General features: G+C 63.0%; 15 protein-coding genes and 1 pseudogene. 5 read left to right on the plus strand and 11 right to left on the minus strand.

Annotated elements, in window-relative coordinates; translation table 11 throughout:
• Positions 1–88: 88 nt before the first annotated feature.
• The 3 genes from ACH82I_RS08265 to ACH82I_RS08275 form a co-directional block, all read right to left on the minus strand.
• Complete coding sequence (locus ACH82I_RS08265) at positions 89–1,225, minus strand: low temperature requirement protein A (RefSeq protein WP_413336602.1); 1,137 nt, start codon at positions 1,223–1,225, stop codon at positions 89–91.
• A 95-nt stretch (positions 1,226–1,320) separates the two neighbouring features.
• Positions 1,321–1,650: a nuclear transport factor 2 family protein gene (locus ACH82I_RS08270; RefSeq protein WP_413336603.1), complete on the minus strand. Its 330-nt coding sequence runs from the start codon at positions 1,648–1,650 to the stop codon at positions 1,321–1,323.
• Positions 1,651–1,663: 13 nt separating this feature from the next.
• Positions 1,664–2,416 carry an SDR family oxidoreductase gene (locus ACH82I_RS08275; protein WP_413336604.1) on the minus strand — a complete coding sequence of 251 codons (753 nt, stop codon included), beginning with the start codon at positions 2,414–2,416 and terminating at the stop codon, positions 1,664–1,666.
• 67 nt (positions 2,417–2,483) lie between these two features.
• Here ACH82I_RS08275 and ACH82I_RS08280 point away from each other — a divergent pair, with 67 nt between their 5' ends.
• Together ACH82I_RS08280 and ACH82I_RS08285 are read left to right on the plus strand one after the other, a co-directional pair.
• Positions 2,484–3,185: a TetR/AcrR family transcriptional regulator gene (locus tag ACH82I_RS08280; RefSeq protein ID WP_413336605.1), complete on the plus strand. Its 702-nt coding sequence runs from the start codon at positions 2,484–2,486 to the stop codon at positions 3,183–3,185.
• A gap of 70 nt (positions 3,186–3,255) precedes the next feature.
• Entirely contained in the window at positions 3,256–4,944 is a 1,689-nt protein-coding gene (locus ACH82I_RS08285) for a DUF885 domain-containing protein (protein WP_413336606.1), read from the plus strand.
• Between the two features lie 109 nt (positions 4,945–5,053).
• On the opposite strand, the gene ACH82I_RS08290 is transcribed toward ACH82I_RS08285, so the two are convergent.
• The 6 genes from ACH82I_RS08290 to ACH82I_RS08315 are packed head-to-tail and all read right to left on the minus strand — an operon-like array spanning position 5,054 to position 12,457.
• Complete coding sequence (locus tag ACH82I_RS08290) at positions 5,054–6,859, minus strand: ABC transporter family substrate-binding protein (RefSeq protein WP_413336607.1); 1,806 nt, start codon at positions 6,857–6,859, stop codon at positions 5,054–5,056.
• A gap of 58 nt (positions 6,860–6,917) precedes the next feature.
• Positions 6,918–7,583 (minus strand): ABC transporter permease, encoded by a 666-nt coding sequence (locus ACH82I_RS08295; RefSeq protein WP_413336608.1) that lies wholly within the window; start codon positions 7,581–7,583, stop codon positions 6,918–6,920.
• Complete coding sequence (locus tag ACH82I_RS08300; protein WP_413336609.1) at positions 7,583–8,302, minus strand: ABC transporter permease; 720 nt, start codon at positions 8,300–8,302, stop codon at positions 7,583–7,585. Before ACH82I_RS08300 ends, ACH82I_RS08295 begins: the two co-directional genes overlap by 1 nt.
• The gene (locus ACH82I_RS08305; protein WP_413336610.1) at positions 8,299–9,321 is read right to left on the minus strand and encodes an ABC transporter ATP-binding protein; all 1,023 of its coding nucleotides are present in this window, start codon (positions 9,319–9,321) and stop codon (positions 8,299–8,301) included. Before ACH82I_RS08305 ends, ACH82I_RS08300 begins: the two co-directional genes overlap by 4 nt.
• 1 nt (position 9,322) lies before the next feature.
• Positions 9,323–10,291 carry a glycine betaine ABC transporter substrate-binding protein gene (locus ACH82I_RS08310; RefSeq protein WP_413336611.1) on the minus strand — a complete coding sequence of 323 codons (969 nt, stop codon included), beginning with the start codon at positions 10,289–10,291 and terminating at the stop codon, positions 9,323–9,325.
• A 6-nt stretch (positions 10,292–10,297) separates the two neighbouring features.
• A complete protein-coding gene (locus tag ACH82I_RS08315; RefSeq protein WP_413336612.1) occupies positions 10,298–12,457 on the minus strand; it encodes a CocE/NonD family hydrolase in 2,160 nt (719 codons plus the stop codon).
• 168 nt (positions 12,458–12,625) lie between these two features.
• Here ACH82I_RS08315 and ACH82I_RS08320 point away from each other — a divergent pair.
• A pseudogene (locus ACH82I_RS08320) lies at positions 12,626–13,039 on the plus strand (IS5 family transposase); the annotation flags it as partial.
• 24 nt (positions 13,040–13,063) lie between these two features.
• On the opposite strand, the gene ACH82I_RS08325 reads toward ACH82I_RS08320, so the two are convergent.
• A protein-coding gene (locus tag ACH82I_RS08325; protein WP_413336613.1) for an IS3 family transposase occupies positions 13,064–14,304 on the minus strand; the annotation gives its coding sequence in 2 pieces (ribosomal slippage) (positions 13,064–13,977 and positions 13,977–14,304; 1,242 coding nt in all).
• On the opposite strand from ACH82I_RS08325, the gene ACH82I_RS08330 reads away from it, so the two are divergent.
• On the plus strand, positions 14,242–14,892 hold the full coding sequence (locus tag ACH82I_RS08330) for an IS5 family transposase (RefSeq protein WP_413336614.1): 651 nt from the start codon (positions 14,242–14,244) through the stop codon (positions 14,890–14,892). The genes ACH82I_RS08325 and ACH82I_RS08330 overlap by 63 nt on opposite strands.
• Before the next feature lie 12 nt (positions 14,893–14,904).
• Here the strand turns inward: ACH82I_RS08330 and ACH82I_RS08335 are convergent, their stop codons facing one another.
• The gene (locus ACH82I_RS08335) at positions 14,905–16,398 is read right to left on the minus strand and encodes a hypothetical protein (RefSeq protein WP_413336615.1); all 1,494 of its coding nucleotides are present in this window, start codon (positions 16,396–16,398) and stop codon (positions 14,905–14,907) included.
• 248 nt (positions 16,399–16,646) lie between these two features.
• Between ACH82I_RS08335 and ACH82I_RS08340 the strand changes: the two genes are divergently transcribed.
• The gene (locus ACH82I_RS08340; protein ID WP_413336616.1) at positions 16,647–16,943 is read left to right on the plus strand and encodes a YceI family protein; all 297 of its coding nucleotides are present in this window, start codon (positions 16,647–16,649) and stop codon (positions 16,941–16,943) included.
• The last annotated feature ends 4 nt before the right edge of the window (positions 16,944–16,947 follow it).

Below are 16,947 nucleotides of genomic sequence, written 5' to 3' on the forward strand. Positions count from 1 at the left end.
GCAATAGATCCGTGATATCACACTCGGCACGCGAGCAGAACTGCTTCGACTTCGGATCTGCCTGGGCCGACCGCGCCTGCCGCACCACCTACCTGCGTCGTGCGGTAAGCACTGCCAACGTCGCGGTGACTGCGAGGACGGCGAGGCTGAGCACCATCACCGGAAGGCGGTGCACAGAGAGCAGGGCACCCACGGTGATGAGGCCGAGGACTCCCATGGCGATGAAGCGCGAGCGCGCCAAACTGCCGAATCGGGACTGCAGGAAGAGGACGTTGCCGATCAGGTAGACCAGCGGCCCCACCGTTGTGACCAGAATGCTCGCCGGTGTGAGGTGATCGTGGGTCAGTCGGAGTTCGATGGAGACGGCGACGAGGATCGCGCCGAGGACCATGAACGCGTGCGCATACGCATATGCCGAACGCAGCGCACCGGTGGAGGAGTCCCCGCCGGAGGTATCGGGTCCGGCGAGGGCGAAGTAGTTCCACCACAGAACGAAGAGTGAGGCGAAGCCGACCAGCGCACTGATAGCAAGCGACCCTGAAAGCTGGCCGTGCTCGACGATCGATCCGCCCATCAGCAGCACCGACTCGCCCAGCGCGATGATGAACACGAGGCGATTGCGCTCGGCCAGATGCTCAGCATCGGTGTCCCAGGTGTGCATCGGTGCAGCTCCGATGCCGGGGATCCGGTAGTGGGCCAAGGGCGCCGCGTAGTCGACGACCACTGCGATCAGCCAGAGCAGGAGTCGCCACTCGTCGTCGAATGCGGCACCGGCTACCCACAGCACCCCGGCGATGAGCGTCCACAGGAGGAGCATGCGGTAGTTCGCGGCCAGCTGCTGGCCGCGGTAGGCGATCATCATGAACACCGGCCGCAGGATTCCCATGAACAGGTAGCAGCCGACGAACAGCCATGCCCCGTCCGCGAATGCGGTCGGGATGGCGATGGCCATGCCGAGAGCGGAGAGCATGAGCACTCCGGAGAGAAGCTGAACAGGTGTCCGGGTCGGGTCGAGCCAGTTCATCGCCCAGGCCGTGTAGTTCCAGCCCCACCACACGGCCGCGAAGACGATCACCGTCTGTGCGGCACCGATCCATGAGAGATGCTCGATGAGCAGGTGGGAGATCTGAATGATGGCGAAGACGTAGACCAGGTCGAAGAAGAGTTCGACCGGCCCGACCTCGGAGCGGCGGTGGCCCGCCCGAGCCAAGGGGGCTGTTGTCATGTGGTGAACCTCGTGCAGGGATGGATGAACGGATGGTGAGGACAGCGCCGAGCCGCCTCCGACTCACCGGCGGCGGCTCGGGCGGGGACGACCGGTCAGCCTTCGCGGATGATCATCTGAGCAAGTCGGCCATCTGCGATCTCGAAGACGAACGTCGAGCGGCCGTTGGCGTGGTTGGAGCGCCAGTCGCCGACGACAGTCACTGTGCTGCCGGCGACCTCGACTTCTTCGACGGCGAGTGTGCCGCGGGAGCCGATGAATTCCTCGTCGCTCCACGCTTTGATCTGTTCACGTCCGGTGAAGGTACGACCCCAATCGTCGACGACCCCGTCGTCGGTGAAGGCGTCGAGGAATGCCTGCTCGTCGTGGGCGTTGATGTGCTCAAGCAGTGAGGCTATCGGTTCGGGAATCGTGTGGTCGGTCATCTCTGTGCTCCCTTCAGCGAGTAGTGTAGCCGCCGTTGGCGAAGATGGTCTGTCCTGTGATCCACCAACCGCCTGTCGCAAGGAACTCAACGATCGGAGCGATGTCCTCGATCTTCGTGAGTTGGTTGCCCATCGCCTGGGACTTGTGGAACTCGACGCGCTCGGGCGTCTCCTGGCCGTAGAAGAACGGGGTGTCCATCGGGCCCGGAGCGACCGCGGTGACAGAGATGCCACGGTCGGCGAATTCCTTCGCCGCCGCACGGGTGAAGTGCTCCACGGGCGACTTGCCTCCGGCATAGGTGGAATAGCCGTCGGTGAACGCAGCGAGCAGTGCGGTGACGATCGTGATGATCTTGCCGCCGTCGGCAAGGCGCTTCCCGGCCTCCTGGATGAAGAAGTAGGCCGCTTTGGAGTTGATGTCGAACATCGAATCGTACTCGGCTTCGGTCGTCTCGACGATCGGTTTGCGCAGCACCTTGCCTGCCGTGTTCACGGCGACGTCGATCGTGCCGAGTGCCGCCTCGGCGTCGGTGAACAGCTGTGACACGTTGGCGGGCACCGTCAAGTCTCCGTGGAACACCGCCCCCTTGGCTCCGGCCGCCTCGACTGCCGCGAGTGTCTCCTCAGCGTCGCCGCGACTGGTCTCGGAGTTGTAGTGGATCGCGACATTGGCCCCGGCAGCCGCAGACTGACGGGCGATCAGTCCTCCGAGGTTCTTTGCACCGCCGACGATGAGGACGTTCTTCCCTGAGAGTGTGTGCTCCATGTTTCCGCTCCATTCGTATCAATGATATATAAACGTATCTTTGCGATACATGAGTTAATATAGCATCATGCCGGAATCATCGACAAGCGATACACGGGAACGATTGATCTCGTCGGCCGCCGATCTCATCGCGGCCTCTCCGGGCGAAGACTTCTCGTTGCGCTCCGTCTGCGACGCCGCTGGGGTGAAGATGCCGACGCTGTATCACTTCTTCGGCTCCAAGCAGGGACTCATCGATGCGGTCGTCGCCCATGGTTTCGATCTCTATCTGGGCGAGAAGTCGGCAATGGAATCATCCGGCGATCCGATTCAGGACATCCGAGCCGGTTGGGACGCCCACGTCGCCTTCGGCCTGGCCAATCCGGGCTTCTACACCCTGATGTACGGGAAGGTTCAGCCCGGCTACTCGCCGGCCGCGCAGTCACGGCCGAGTGAGATTCTCCGCGGTCTCGCTGATCGGGCAGCCGATCAGGGCAGACTCGTGGTCCGGCCGGAGCAGGCTGCAGCGCATGTGCTCGTCACCAACATCGGAGTCACCCTGCGCCAGATCATCCTCGCCCAACCGGATCCTGCACTCTCGGCAGCGGTGCGCGAGGGCACGATCGCGGCCATCACCGGCACCGCGGAGCGGCCGGCCTCTCCACTGACTAGCGCAGTGGAAATTGCCGCATCCCGACCCGAGATCCTCGGCAGAACCCAGACTCAGCTTCTCGTCGAATGGCTGACCACCATCGCAGCGCATGAGGATACGCCGCAACCCGAAGATTAGGTCAAGCCGGCGCGAGTGTCGGATTGCGGGCAGCACGGTGGACACGCCATCGAACGGTTAGAGTCTGGCCATGACTTCCCGCAGAGAACCATCGTCCATTGACGCCATCGCCGATAGCTACTTCGATGAAGTGTCCGTCCTCTCACCGTCGATCTCGCTCTTCCTCGGCACCGAGAACCCTCACGGCTTCAATGACTACTCCCCCGCGGGGCTCCAGGCTGCAGACGATCTTCGCTCGCGTACTCTCAGAGACATCGCCGCCGCAGAAGCCCGCGGCCACGAGTCCGGTTCACTTGACGAGACCGACCGTGTGACCATTGACGCGATGCGCGAGCGCTTCGGCACCGCCACGGACCTATTCGAGGCCGGTCTGCAACACACGGTTCTCAATGTCATCGAATCCCCCGTGCAGCAGATGCGTGACATCTTCGACCTGATTCCCACCGACACCGTGGGCGGCTGGGAGACCGTCGCTGCGACGATGGCAGCGCTTCCGGACTCGATTGCCGGCTACCGGGAATCCCTTCGTTTTGCACGGGACCACCTCGGCCGAGTGCCTGCACGCCCGCAGATCGAGCGCGTCGCCGCGCAGTCGGCAGCACTCGGTGAAGCCGACAACCGGTTCACCTCTCTTGCCTCTCAGTCAGCATGTGCGGTCTCGGACACCCTCGCCCGCGAACTGGCAGCTCACGCGGAATCCGCCGCAGAAGCCTTCAAAAGCCTCGCAGATTTCCTTCGCAGCGAACTGGCCGAACACGCCTCGAAGGACGAAGCGTGCGGACGAGAGGACTACGAGCTCCTCTCGCGCGAGTTCCTCGGCGCGCGGGTCGATCTCGAGGAGACCTACGAGTGGGCCCTTGCTGAACTCGACTCGATCGACACAGAACAGAAACGAGTCGCGAACAGCCTCCACCCAGGTGTCGACCTCTTCGAAGCCATGCGGCTCCTCGACCGCGACCCTCAGCGGGCCCTCCACGGAAAGCAAGCCCTGCAGGAGTGGATGCAGGCGGTCGCTGACGAGGCGATCACCGAGCTCGTCAAGTCCCATTTCGACATCCCTCAGCCGCTGCAGACGATCGAGTGCATGATTGCGCCCTCGGCCACCGGCGCCATCTACTATTCGCAACCCAGCGAGGACTTCACGCGGCCGGGACGGATGTGGTGGTCGGTGCCGGAAGGGGTGACCGAGTTCGCGACCTGGCAGGAGAAGACAACCGTCTATCACGAAGGCGTACCGGGCCACCACCTTCAGATGGGCCAGGCATCCTATCTGGCGGACTCGTTGAACAAGTGGCGTCGCCACATCTGCTGGGTCTCCGGCCATGGTGAGGGCTGGGCTCTCTACGCCGAACGGCTCATGGCCGAACTCGGGTTCCTCGAGGATCCGGCCGACTACCTGGGGATGCTCGACTCTCAGCGTCTGCGAACCTCACGGGTGATCGTCGACATCGGCTTCCACCTCGGCCTCAGAGCTCCCGCGCACCTCGGCGGAGGCATCTGGGACCGCGAAAAGGCGTGGGACTTCCTCACTCGCAACGTCGCAATGGATCGGACGTTCCTCGCCTTTGAACTCGACCGGTATCTCGGCTGGCCAGGACAGGCTCCGAGCTACAAGATCGGCCAGCGCCTGTGGGAGGAAATTCGTGACGAATCCCGCGCCGCTGCGGGCGCGGGATTCAATCTCAAAGAGTTCCACTCTCGTGCGCTGGGACTCGGGTCCATCGGACTCGATCCGCTCCGCCGGGCGCTGCAGCACTGAGCTCCACCGGGGCGGTCGCACGCCTGCAACGTGCCCGACTGGCAACGCAGCTGACCCGCCGAGCGCCCGGGCCTGCAAGGGCACACCTGAGCGACGGCGAGCCGGGGTCCTACTTGGTCTCCCATTTCCAGTAGTTCCAGAACATCAGCGGATCGAGCGTCGTCGTCGACACGTTCGAGACCTTGTCCCCGGAGATCGTCAGGGACGGATGCTGAAACAGTGGGAGTCCGAAGGCATCATCGATGAGTTGCTTCTCGACCTTCCCAGCCAAGGTAGCCTGCTTGTCCGGGTCGATGGTCACACGCATCTCATCGAGCGTCTTCGTCAGATCCGTGTTGTCGTAGCCGCTGTAATTGTTCAGAGCGCCCTTGCGATAGTAGGAGTCCGACTCCGTGACCCCGGTCGTAGTCAGTGCCCACCCGAACAGCGAGGCATCGTAGGTTCCGTCGCCGAGGCGGCTGCCCCAATTCACGTCGCCCGCGTCTTCGACCTTAAATCCGGCTTTCTCTGCTGATTCCTTGATCAGCGCGAACAGCTGGGATCGCCGGGAATTCGTATTGTCGTAGAGGAACCGCACGGTCGGTGCCTCGGCGCCGGCTCCGTCCAGCAGCTTCTTCGCTCCTGCGATATCGACATCGTCATAGACCGAGATGCCGGATTCGGCGACGATGTCGTCATAGAGCGGCGAGTCAGGAGCCTGATTGAATGAATCACGAACCTCTGCGTCCTGGTTGAGGGGTGTGATGAGACGGTCGACGATCTCCTGGCGCGGCAGTGTCTTGAGGAATGCTTGCCGGACTGCGAGCGCCGAGTCCTCGTCTCCGCCGTAGCTGGCCGGGTCGAAGGGCCCATTGTTGTCGAAGGTGAGGTCGACGTGTTCGAAGGTCGCTTCCTCACCGGGCAGGATCGAGACGTTATCAAGCTTCTCCGAGGCGGAGAGGACATCGGCCGTTGACTGCGGCTGGGTCAAGTCGACCTCGCCGTTCTCGATCGCCTGGACCATGGCCATCGGGTCACCGTTGTAGCGGATCGTCACGGTGTCGACCTTGGGTTCGACCGGCCCCGTGTAGTCGTCGTCGCGGGACAGCGTCAGGTACTGCCCTTCCTCGAAGTCAGTGATCTTATAGGGCCCGCTGTGGACGAGCAGGTCGTCATCCTCAGGCATTGAGGTGAAGTCGAAACCTGTGTTCCAGGAGTTCGAGATCTTCGTCAGGGCAGCCGTATCCTTGGACTCGATCGCCGTGAGGATTGCGTCCTTGCCTGCCTGCGGATCCGTGGTGCCCAGTGCTTTCTTGGCCACGATGTGCGCAGGCACTCCCGAGCCGTAGGCTCCGAGTCCGAACTCGGTCTCCCAATCGGCGAAGGGCTTCGAATATGTGAACGTCAGAGATCTGCCGTCTTCGCTGATCTCCGGGAAGTCCTCGATCAGAGGGGCTCCTACGGCCGAGGAGTCGAAGTAGACCGTGCCGTCGGGGTTATCCTGCAGGGTGCCGTCATCGTCTCGGTTGTCATCGACCGTGTTGAAGTGCCCCGATCGTGCCGCCCATGTCAGAGCGAGATCTGCGGCGTCGACCGGACTTCCGTCTGACCAGTTCGCGTCGTCGCTGAACGTGTACTTGACCTTGAGTGGATCCTCGGAGATCTTCTCGACTTCCCCCAGGGCGCCGTCGTGGAGTTCGAGGTTGTCGTCGTAATACTTGAAATTGTCGTTGCTCATATAGGCGACGATGGTGTTGGCCACGGCATTGCCATCCATCGTCATATTATTCATCGAGCGGAAGGCTTCGTTCCATCCGATGTTGAGCACGGATCCCGCACCGTTCGACGAGGCGTCTCCGCCTCCCGGCGGCGTGCAGCCGGTCATGACGATCGCCGTCGTGGCGGCGAGGCTTCCTGCGATGAGACTCTTTTTCACACTGTCCTCTTACTCGGTTGTGGTTTTCTGTGTCGTGGAGCAGAATTGGCGGCTTACTTCAGGCGGCGGCTGCGGCCTGAAGTCGTTTCACCCCGGTCGGAGCGGCGATGCGCAGCAGCAGGGCGAATACCTGATCAACGAGGATGGCGAGCACAGCCACCCAGATGGCGCCGGCAACGACTCCTTCCATCCCGTAGGCGACCTGGTTGAGGATGACATCGCCCAGTCCCCCGCTGCCGGCGATCGTGGCGATGGTCGCTGAACTCACGGTCAGCACGGCAGAGGTCCGGATGCCGGCGATGATCATCGGCAGCCCCAAGGGCATTTCGACCTTGAGCAGCACCTGCAGCGGTGACATGCCCATCCCTCGGGCTGCACGTGTGAGGTCACGGTCGATGGAGTTCACCGCCTGGAAGGCATAGCTGAGGATCGGCGGGAATGCGAGCAAGAACAGGGCGATGACGGCGTTGAGCATGCCGATGCCGACGAAGCCGATGAGGATCGCGATGAGGGCGAGGCTCGGCAGGGCACGGCCGATGTTCGTCACACTCACGGCGAGGAACTCTCCGCGGTGGATGTGACCGAGCCACACCCCGATGGGCACTCCGGTGACGATGGCTGCGAGCAGCGGGATGAGGCTGATGACCAGGTGATCTCCGGTCGAGGCCAGCAGCAGCCCGAGGTTGTTGATCATGAAAGGGAAGGCCCCGAATACGACGTCCATCAGCTCCTCGCCTTCGTCCAGGGGGTGAGCGATCTGCCCAGCAGCACGAGCAGTCCGTCGAGGGCAAAGGCCAGCAGCACCGCCAGGGCACCGGCTCCGACGAACTGCGTGTTGAACGGTGAGGAGACTGCTTTGATGATCGGGGAACCGAGGCCGTCATCGACGACGAAGGCCGCGATCGTGGCAATGCTCACGGTGAGCACAGTGGCGATGCGCAGGCCCGAGACGATCGAGGGCAGGGCCATGGGAAGTTCGACTTTGAACAGGAGCTGGTTCCGGTCGAGCCCCATGCCTGTCGCCGCCCGCTTGACGTCCTCGGGAACTCCGGCCAGGCCGACGAGGACCGCCTGGAAGATGATGACGAGGGTGAAGCATACGAGTGCGATCTCCACGGTCAGCAGGCTCAACCCGGTGAAGGGCACGAGCAGTTGGAAGAGCGCGAGCGGCGGCAGGGTGTAGAGGAACGTCGCGGCCATGCCGATCGGCCCGGCCAACCATTTCTTCCGGTACGCGATCAGCCCGGCACAGAAGGCGATGACGAAGCCGGTCGCCACAGCGATGGCGACCATGACGATATGGCTGAGCAGCGGGGGCCAGAACACTGTCGACCACTGACTGAGGAACCAGTCGGTGCAGAAGGCCCCGTTGTTGATCACACAGTCCGAAACCTGCCCATAGTCGGGAATGACGGGATCGCCTGCGGGGGCGAAATCGTTCATGCTCTCACGCCTTCTCGGTCCTCATCGGGCGCCGGAGGTGCGATGAGATCGTGCAGGCTCACCTCGCCGAGGCGGCTGCCGCCGGCGTGGACGATGGCCCCGTCCGCTCGGGCGGCGGAGACGAGGGACAGCGCTTCGCGCAGAGTCAGCGATGCCTCGACGACGGGCCAGTTTGCCGTGTTGATGGCAGCAGCGGTCCCAGCCTGGTCACCGGTGCTGGTGACGATCTCACCGACGGTCGTCAACGCGAGGCGCTTGAGGCCACGTTCGGCGCCGAGGAACTCGGCGACGAAATCATCGGCCGGTTCCGAGAGCACCTTCGTGGGGGTGTCGAACTGGGCGAGTTTGCCGCCGGGTTTGAGGATGGCGATCCGGTCGGCCATCTTGATCGCCTCGTCGATGTCGTGGGTGACGAACAGTGTCGTCTTGCCCACCGCACGGTGGATGGCGAGGAACTCATCCTGAACCGCCACCCTGGTGATCGGGTCGAGAGCGCCGAAGGGTTCGTCCATGAGCATCACCGGCGGGTCGGCGGCGAGCGCTCGGGCGATGCCCACCCGCTGCTGCTGTCCCCCGGAGAGTTGAGCCGGGTAGCGCGGCAGCCATGTCTCGATGGGGCTGAGTCCAACCAGCTCGAGCAGTTCAGCTGTGCGGGCGCGGATCTTCGCCTTGTACCAGCCGAGGATGGTGGGGACGGTGGCGATGTTCTCAGCGACCGTGTAGTGCGGGAAGAGACCGGACTGCTGGATTGCGTAGCCGATGGTCCGGCGCAGTTCGATGGCCGACAGGTCGGTGATCGACCGGTCGCCGATGCGGATGTCGCCGCTGCTGAGGTCGACGAGGCGGTTGACCAGCTGCAGGGCGGTGGTTTTGCCGCCGCCGGAGGGCCCGACGAGGCAGACGAGTTCGCCGGCCTCGACTTCGAGGTCGAGGGCATCGAGGGCGGGCGCGGCCGCTCCGGGGTAGGTTTTTGTGGCTCGGTCGAAGGTGATCGATGTGCCGGTGGAGTGCTGGGTCATGTCAGATCAGTCCGTTCTCGTCGAGGAACATCTCCGCCACGTTCGCCGGGTCGAGGCGGTTGATGGCGGAGGCCTCGTTCATCGCCTGGATCGCTTCTAAGGTGAGCAGTGATTGCAGTTCGTCCAGGAACTCCGTCGCGTCTTCATCGAGTCCGGCGAAGGCATCGTCCCGGATGAGGGGGACGACGTTCTGGAAGCCGAAGAGCTTCTTGTCGTCGTCGAGGACGACAAGATCGCTGCGCAGCAGCTGCGGGTCGGTGGTGAAGACATCGGCTGCGTCGATCTCACCGCGTTCGATGGCTTGGTAGTTCAACCCGATGCTCAGGGTCCTGAGCTTCATGTTCCCCAGACCGTAGGTGTCGACGATGCCTTCGTACCCCTGTGCGCCGGTGACGTTGTCGGGGTAGGTCGAGTAGGTGAAGTCCCCGATCTTGGCGAGATCCGACATGGACTGGAGCTTGTGCTTATCGGCGAATTCCTGGCGCACGGCAACGGCGTTCTTGTTCTCGAACGGGGTGGCCCGCAACATCGTGACGTTGTTGTCATCGGCCCAGGTCTGTGCGAGGTCGAAGGTCTCCTGCGCGGAGTCCATCAGCCTGTCTTCGCCCATGAAGGTCACCACCATGACGCCGGTGTATTCCGGGTAGAGGTCGATCTGGCCTGACAGCAGAGCCGTTTTGATGATGTCGCTGGAGCCGACGTTCGTCTTCAGGTCCACGGTGTAGCCGAGGTTGCTCAGGCCTTGGGCGTAGAGTTCACCGGTGATCCAGCTTTCGGCGAACCCTTTGGACCCGACGGTGATTGGGCTCTTCCCTGCCTTCTTCGCCCCAGCCAGGTCGCTTGGCTGATCGCTCGCGCAACCGCCGAGCGCCGCCCCGGAAACGCCGAGCGCCCCGAGGCCCAGCAGTCCTCTGCCGAGTCCAGTCAGCGCTTGGCGTCGGTTGGGTTGTCCTTGTCCACGGAGGATCATTCCGCCTCAGTTCAGGTGACGAGGGATGCTCGCCGAGGTGGTTCGAGTGTGGAACGGCTGCCCGTCGAGGTAGGCGACGAGTTCGTTGGTGACGAGGAAGTTCTCCTCGTCCCCGCGCATCGTCGATCGGGTGCGCAATTCGACGTCCCAGCCCGCATCGACCGCTGCGGTGGCGGCGGCTTGGCCCTGATTCGCCGCAGCCTGCAGCGCCGGGCGCCGGTAGATGATCGTCCGCTCGCACGTCGCCACCGGAGACTGCGGGTCGGTTTCACTACGAGAGTAGGAGTCGCGTTCGTTGGTGTAGTAGAAGAGGCCGTCGCTGCGGTCGGTCTGCCAGTCCTCGGTCACCGTGGTCACGGTGGCCCTGCGATCGACGAGGTCCCAGTCGAGCTGACGAGTCATCGGCGCGCCGGAGGCGTCGATGGTCGACAGCGGCGGGGTCGGCGCCGCACCTAACTGTGCGCTCACCTCGGCGGTGGAGCGGGACTCGTCGTCCTCGCTCACCACGGTGCGGATGGGCAAGGTCAGTTCAGGGGTGGAGTCGACGGTGATAAGTGTGGTCTTCGGTGAGGGCCAGAGGTTGGGCCAGAAGCTCGCAGAGATGCTCAGGCGCAGCCGGTGACCGGGCGCAAACCGGTGCGCGGTGGCCAGCAACGGGAAGTGGGCGGTGACCGCAGTACCCGGGGTCAGCGGTTCGGGGTGTTCGTGGCTCGAGTGGTGAGTGAGGTTGAACAGTCCGATCGTGACCAGCCGTGAGCTGCCATCGGGGGCGACATCGCAGAGGCGGGCCGCGATGACTCCGCGGTCTTGGTCGGAAGTCAGCGTTGCCCGCACCGTGGGTGTGCCGACGATCTCCAGACCGGTCTCGAGGTCCCAGTCGCAGATGAATGAGCGGGCGTCATCGGCGGCCTGATCACCAGCGATCCCGGCCGCTTCGCCGAACTGCAGCCAGCTTCCTCCCTGGTATCCCAGCAGCGCAGTGGAATCGAGAACCCTCGGGCCGGCGGTCTGCACCTCGGCGGCGGGCATCGGGGTGTCTGCGATCTGCGGGCCCGGCCAGGTCGCCTCGGCGATCCATCGACCCGGACGGGTCTGCCGGTCTGAATAGATGGGGGCACTGTCGGTCACATAGGCGCGCAGCTGCGGTTGGGATTCGACGCCGTTGTCGGCGCCGCTCATCCATTTGTCCCACCACCGGATCGCTTCGGAGATGAAGTCGATGCCGGGGCCGGGGGCCGCCTGGTGCGGATAGTTGTGCGCCCACGGGCCCAGCAGGGCGTGGACTGCCGGCGTGTCCGGGTCTGTGGCTCGACGGCGGTTCGCGTTGTCCATGAGACGGAAGAGGGTGGTCCGGTATTCGTCGAGCAGTCCGCCGACGGCCAGGACGGGGACTTCGATGCTATCCGGGGTCTCGCACACCGACGCGTGCTTCCAGTAGTCATCACGACGCTGGTGGCCGAGCCAGTCCTCGATGTTGACAGGTGCTTCGTCGATGCGTCGCTTCCAGTCGTCCTTCCAGCCTTGGACCATGACGGCGGGGTCCTGGGGGCGGGCGTTGTAGGCCCACATCGTCGAGGCCCAGGAGAGCATCTGGTCACCGACGATGGTTCCGCCGTTGTAGTGGACGTCGTCGGCATAGCGGTCGTCGGTGGAGCAGATGGTGATGACGGCGGCGAGCTCCGGTGGCTTGAGTGCGGCGAGCTGCAGGCCATTGAAGCCGCCCCACGACTTGCCGATGATGCCGACCTTGCCGCTGCACCAGTCCTGTGCGGCGATCCAGGCTAGCACCTGCAGACCGTCGTCGAGTTCGGTCTCCGAGTATTCGTCGGTCATGACCCCGGTCGAGTCGCCGCAGCCGCGGATGTCGACGCGGACGCTGGCGTAGCCGGCGCGGGCGAATTCGGGGTGGATCGTGTCATCGCGACCAGCGGTCATATCGTTCTTGCGGTAGGGAATGTATTCGAGGACTGCGGGGACCGCCGCGTCTCCGAGATCGCCGGGCAGCCAGACCCGGGCAGCGAGTTCGACCCCGTCCCGCAAGGGGATGCGCGTGTGTTCGATGATGCGCACCGATCGGGGGTCGGTGCGGTAGCGGTCGGCGGGCAGGGACGGCACAGTGTCGGTGGTGTCGTCGGATCGTGACGTGGTCTGGGAAGTCGATGACATGACATGACAGCCTAGTGACGTTCCGATGACCATGTTCTGACTAGTCAAAGACTGAGATTTCACTGACCGCGACATGGGGTGGCATGCTGCCTCTTCACGAAGCACCATGCGGAACTGACTAGGGCGTGTCTCCTTTATTGACCATTCCAGGACTGACACGGTGGGCTAGTGACTACACAGCAACGACACCGAGTTTTCACTGATGAGCAGTGGGAGAAGATCGAACCACTGTTGCCCTCGAACGTCGGCAAGAGAGCCCGACCGTTTGAGAACAACCGTCGAATCGTCGAAGGAATCGTCTACCGCTACCGGGCCGGCATCGCCTGGCGCGACCTGCCACGCGAGCACTTCGGACCCTGGCAGACAGTATGGAAACGCCACCGTCGCTACGCCGCTGACGGCACGTGGGACCGGGTGCTGGCCCGGGTGCTTTCTGATGCCGATGCTGCCGGTGACATCGATTGGAGCATCTCCGTCGATGGCACCATCAACCGTGCGCACCAGCACGCAACGAACACGACGCGCCCTGACCAGGACACAGGGGGCTACTTCGAATTACAAGAATCGGGCCTGAACCCCGAGTAGTGGACACAGCAATGTGTACTATCAGGCGGCAAGATCCATCATAGACACCCAATCGTTCTCAACGTCAAGCGGTGCTCGATAACCCAGACTCGAATGCCTGCGCCCCGAGTTGTATCGCACCAGCCACCGGAATACGTCTCGGCGACACTGAGCCGCGCTCTCCCATCGTTTCGCTCCCTGCAACACCTCACGCTTCAGCGCCGCATTGACCGACTCCGCCAAGGCATTATCAGCGCTCGACCCGATCCGACCCATCGACTGGACCACCCCCAAACCGCGGCACGTAGCCTGAAACGCCGTGGACGTATATTGACGTCCGTGATCACTGTGAAAAATCGCATCCCATAGTGTTTTTCTATTATTTGATGCGTTCTGTAAAGCGTCTTCGACGAGGCTGGTGCGCATATGATCAGTGATCGACCACCCCACGATTCGCTTCGAACACACATCGATCACCGTCGCCAGATACAAGAACTTCCCCTCGTGACCATATGGCAGGTAAGTGATGTCGCCGACGTACATCTCACCGGGCCGGTCTGCGGTGAAGTCCCTCTTCACCCGATCAGCAAAGACCTGGGCACCCGGATCCTTGACCGTGGTGACATGCGGTTTGCGCAAGTGAATGCCGACGATGTTGTTCGCACGCATCAGTCGAGCGACCCGTTTATGGTTGACCGGCCCGTCCACGGCGGGATCGGCGGCTAACTCGACAGCGATCCGCCGATACCCATACGTGTGATCCCAATCACGATGGATGTCAGCGATCCGCGCAACCAGAGCATCATCAGCTGCCTGACGATCAGCTCGATCCTGACGTGAATCTCGCCACTTGTAATAGCTTGAGCGTTGAATACTCAACACTTCACACACCCGCTTCACCCCATTGATGTCTCGGTGGTCGTCAACGAACTGGAAGCGGATCACCAGGTCGTCTCTGCCGCGAAATACTTCGTGGCCTTGCGCAGAATCGCCCGTTCTTCTTCCAAACGCTCTACATCAGTGCGCAGAGACCGTTTGTCGGCTCGTAACGAGTCATTTTCCACCCGTAGGCGAGCCACCTCCTCTTCCGGTGTCTCCGGATGAGCGGGCGCGCTCGTGGGTACCGCTCCCGTAGCCTTCCGAGCCTGGAACACCCACGTCTTGATCGCGCCGCGGGAGACGCCAAGGTCAGCAGCGACTTGGGTATAGGACATGTCAGGATGAGTCTCATACAGCTCGACGGCGTCGGCTTTGAACTCGTCCGAGTACTTCTTCTTCGGCATGGTTTCTACTCGCATTCTCCCGCCCATTATGGGCCAGTCTCAGCGTGTCCACCACTCAGGGTTCATCCCCATCTGCCCGATTCGGAGTGTGAACCGGGCGGGCACGGCATCGGTCGCTCACGGGGTGGGCTGACGACGAAGATCCACCATGCCGTCGACGGTAAGGGTCGACCCTTGGCTGTCGTGGTCACCGGCGGACAGCGTCACGACGGGGTGATCCTGCCGCAGGTCCTGGCCGACATTCGAGTGCCGCGGGTTGGCGGTGGTCGTCCTCGCACACGTCCGGACGCCGTTCTGGCTGATCGCGCCTATGGGTCCAGAGGCAACCGCGAGTACTTACGTTCGCGTGGCATTCGGGCGGTGATCCCGGAGAAGAAGGACCAGATCTCGACTCGCAAGAAGCGCGGCAGCAAAGGCGGGCGACCGCCGGCGTTTGATGCGGCTACGTATCGGAACCGCAACGTCGTTGAGCGTTCATTTGCCTACGTCAAGCAATGGCGCGGGTTAGCGACGCGATACGACAAGCTCGCCATTACCTATCGAGCGGCCGTCGTGATCAGCGCGATCCTGACATGGCTCCGCCAATAAAGGAGACATGCCCTAGTTCTTTCGCAGGATGAACACCGTCGCCGAGCTTCCGGCGATGTCGATCTTGAGTTCATTCTCGTCCGTTTCAGGACTCGCCGAGGCGGATGCCCTCTTGGCCGATGCCGGCCCGCTGTAGGGCACCGTGTCCGGCAACGGGTTCGCCGGGATCACCTGCGTGGCGCTCTTCGCGTCGTTCGAGGCGCCGTACACCTGCGAGGCTTTATCGACGGAGAATCCCTCGGGCATGCTCAGCGTTACCGGGTTCCCGCCGACCTTGGCCGCGTCATTGGCGTTGATGACGGTGGTCACCAGCGTCTTCCCCTCGTCTTTGGTCACGGTGTAGGCGCTGATGTTGCCACCGCCCTTGACCGAGGTCTTTGTGAACGTCCCACCGACGCTGGGCGCGAGGAGCCGCAGGCCGAGCATGTTCGGCCTCGGCACGAAGTCATTCGACTTCTGTCCGTGATCGGCTGGGTCGCAGATCAGCGACATCGGCGCTCCCCCGTTGCAGGCCCCGAGCATCGAGTGCATGGCCATGCGTTCGACGCCGAGTTGTGCCGCGTAGAGGGTGTAGTCGGCTGCCCACAGCGCCGAGGCGTTTGTCAGGGAAGTGTCATTGGTGCCCGGGCAGCTTGTCGGTCCGGTCTCTTCGAGCCACAGCGGCAGGTCCGCGGCGTCTGCACGGTCTTTGCCGATGCCGAGGTTCCTCTTTGCTGACTTCTTCGCCAATGGATCGATGAGGTTCTCTGCCTTGGGGCCACGACCGGGCACTTTGCCTGAGTCGCATTCGTAGAGCTGGTACCAGTGCTGGGAGATCGCGGTCTTCTTCTTCATGTCCGAGTCCGCGAACGCCGCCATCCATTGCCCGTCGTAGACATCGGGCCCGATGATCGGAGCATCGGGACGCTTCTCGTGGATCGCCTTGGCATAGGCTTCGAGCTGCTTGACGTACTTGGGTTCGTTCCAGCCGTCCCCGCGAACAGCACCGTCGGGAACATCTTTGACCGTGTATCCGTTCGGTTCGTTCCCGATCGCCAGACCGACCAGTGAATCGCCGAGGATGTCGACCGCATGAGCGGCCATGTCCGCTCCACGCGCTGGATCGTAGGTCCCGAGAGGAATCCCAAGGGTGACACGCGATCCGATGACATCGACGAGCTTCTTGAGACGCTTGAGGTCCTCGGGTGTGATCGTCGTCTGCTCGGAATGCTTCGGCTCCTCCCCCTTCGACGTCCAGAAGGTGCGCCGGTCCAGAGCGTTGCCACCGAACCGGAGGGCTGGCGACCCGAGGGTCTTCAGTTGTTCATCGAGGTTCGATGAGTCGGGGTCGAGACGAGGATCGGCAAGGTCGGTGGCTTCGAAGGAGATGCCGAGGTTATCAGCGGTGAGACCGTGGCCGGGCTTCTCGACGGTCGCAGTGATAGTCGCGGCCTCGCCGGAGACGGCGCCGACCGTTGTCTGCTCGAACTTGGTTGGAGTCGGGGTAGGTTCCGGTGCCTGATCCATAGACGAGGACGAACCGTCCGAGTCCGACCCAGTACACCCTGCGAAGAGAAGAGCGAGCGCCAGAACGCCGCCTTGGATGGTTCGCCTGATCTCCACGGAAATAACTCTGCCCTGTTCGTCCTGATCCGACAACTTCCACAGTGCCGCCCGAGCTGCCGTCTGCCCGAATCCCCACCTACCGAGGCGATCGCCTCGCAGCCATGGCTTTGTGGTGGCAGAGACATCGCCGCCGAAGGAGAGGAGCCACCGTGTCCGAGGGCACCGGCACCGAGAACCGCGATGCCCACCTGCGTTCGGCGGACTTCTTCAACGTAGAGACCTACTCTGAAATCCAGTACGTCTCATCGGCCATAGTCGACGTGGACCTAGGCTCCTATATCGGCTCCGATGATCTAACGATCCGTGACATGACGAAGACAGTGGCGATCCCTCTCGAGTTCGAGCGAAGGTCCCAGAGAGTGCAGCATCGGTGGCCCGCACGCAGAACCGGCCGTCATGGAGTTCCCTCCCTCGCCGCCGTTCAAGCCCGCCGGAACTCCGGCTGACAAA

Origin of the sequence: Brevibacterium sp. GP-SGM9, from assembly GCF_047300845.1 — a bacterium.
Taxonomy (GTDB): domain Bacteria; phylum Actinomycetota; class Actinomycetes; order Actinomycetales; family Brevibacteriaceae; genus Brevibacterium.

What these genes read in the sequence shown, in the direction of transcription:
- ACH82I_RS08265 (WP_413336602.1), bottom strand. Translation starts at nt 1,225, where the DNA reads ATGACAACAGCCCCCTTGGCTCGGGCGGGCCACCGCCGCTCCGAGGTC.
- ACH82I_RS08270 (WP_413336603.1), bottom strand. Translation starts at nt 1,650, where the DNA reads ATGACCGACCACACGATTCCCGAACCGATAGCCTCACTGCTTGAGCAC.
- ACH82I_RS08275 (WP_413336604.1), bottom strand. Translation starts at nt 2,416, where the DNA reads ATGGAGCACACACTCTCAGGGAAGAACGTCCTCATCGTCGGCGGTGCA.
- ACH82I_RS08280 (WP_413336605.1), top strand. Translation starts at nt 2,484, where the DNA reads ATGCCGGAATCATCGACAAGCGATACACGGGAACGATTGATCTCGTCG.
- ACH82I_RS08285 (WP_413336606.1), top strand. Translation starts at nt 3,256, where the DNA reads ATGACTTCCCGCAGAGAACCATCGTCCATTGACGCCATCGCCGATAGC.
- ACH82I_RS08295 (WP_413336608.1), bottom strand. Translation starts at nt 7,583, where the DNA reads ATGGACGTCGTATTCGGGGCCTTCCCTTTCATGATCAACAACCTCGGG.
- ACH82I_RS08300 (WP_413336609.1), bottom strand. Translation starts at nt 8,302, where the DNA reads ATGAACGATTTCGCCCCCGCAGGCGATCCCGTCATTCCCGACTATGGG.
- ACH82I_RS08305 (WP_413336610.1), bottom strand. Translation starts at nt 9,321, where the DNA reads ATGACCCAGCACTCCACCGGCACATCGATCACCTTCGACCGAGCCACA.
- ACH82I_RS08310 (WP_413336611.1), bottom strand. Translation starts at nt 10,291, where the DNA reads ATGATCCTCCGTGGACAAGGACAACCCAACCGACGCCAAGCGCTGACT.
- ACH82I_RS08315 (WP_413336612.1), bottom strand. Translation starts at nt 12,457, where the DNA reads ATGTCATCGACTTCCCAGACCACGTCACGATCCGACGACACCACCGAC.
- ACH82I_RS08330 (WP_413336614.1), top strand. Translation starts at nt 14,242, where the DNA reads ATGAGTCTCATACAGCTCGACGGCGTCGGCTTTGAACTCGTCCGAGTA.
- ACH82I_RS08335 (WP_413336615.1), bottom strand. Translation starts at nt 16,398, where the DNA reads ATGGATCAGGCACCGGAACCTACCCCGACTCCAACCAAGTTCGAGCAG.